This is a genomic window from Haloferula luteola, assembly GCF_014201715.1.
Classification (GTDB): Bacteria; Verrucomicrobiota; Verrucomicrobiia; order Verrucomicrobiales; family Akkermansiaceae; genus Haloferula; species Haloferula luteola.
In genome coordinates, this window is the sequence record NZ_JACHFD010000084.1 from 1 (window position 1) to 1,093 (window position 1,093).

At 55.9% G+C, this 1,093-nt stretch carries 1 rRNA gene; it reads right to left on the reverse strand.

What is annotated here, in order from left to right:
* Nucleotides 1-607: 607 nt before the first annotated feature.
* Nucleotides 608-723 (reverse strand): 5S ribosomal RNA (rrf, locus tag HNR46_RS20580).
* Between the last annotated feature and the right edge of the window lie 370 nt (nt 724-1,093).

Below are 1,093 nucleotides of genomic sequence, written 5' to 3' on the forward strand. Positions count from 1 at the left end.
CCGCTCCTGTCAGGGACTGGTTGGCGGAGCGGTCTGAGGACCGTTTCCGCGCACCTTGGGTCAGTATGGAGGGGCGGGGATCTGATTGCCACCGTGGCGGTGTCCGAAGACGTGGCGCGCGCCTGAGAGAAGTATGATTCCGCATCCTTTGGAGAGGCCCGCCGACAGAACGGAAACCGGCCCCGCCCGTCTGCGGGTGATGTCTCCGACGAGCACGTTCCGGCCCATTCTCGACATCACGTCGCCGCCGGGCTCAAGGGAGAAAAGCCATAACTCGAACCCATCATAAGCAAACCACATCATCCATCATCCGGACGCTTGACACCTTTCAGAGAAGTCCTCGCACTTTAACCTTGCGATTACGGTTGTAGCAACACTTCGGACTCTCCGAGTTCATATTCGGCCCTCGGCTCCAATTCGCCCATCGATTCCTGCCCATCACCATGCAATCCGGCAGCCGGCAAAAGATCGCAGGCGGTCCCATCTCCATGGGGGGCACCACGACCTCACCACCCCAGACCCATCAAGCCTGTCGCACACCGGCGATTCGCTCTCCACGGACAAAAAAAGAGCCCGACATTTTCATCTCTGAAAATGCCGGGCGTTTACCTGGCGGCGTCCTACTCTCACAAGGCCTGTCGCCTCACTACCATCGGCGCTGCGGCGTTTCACTTCCGGGTTCGGAATGGGACCGGGTGGTTCCACCGCGCCATGACCACCAGAAGAAAAGTCTCAAGCTCATCGTCGTTCAGAGGTCTTCATCCCCTTCACTCGATTCTCACTCGAATCCTATGTTCTGGCCGCCTTGGCTTTGCTGCCTGCCAATCTCTTTTTCAATCACTCAATGCCTCAACCTAACTTCCATGTGAAGCCACTCATCAGTGCTTCGCACCCGCCTTTCAGCGGATCGCTATCCCGCTCTCTGACATCCACATGGAGACCTTCATCTAAATCCACTCGCTCGCTCACTCTCAAAAAAGAACTCACTCACTCGCTTTCATTTCCAACTCAGAAACCTCTTCGCTTCCACTCTTACGAAAGCTGTGTCCTCACTTCTCGGTCCTTGAAAATCTGATCTTCAGAAAGAAATAAG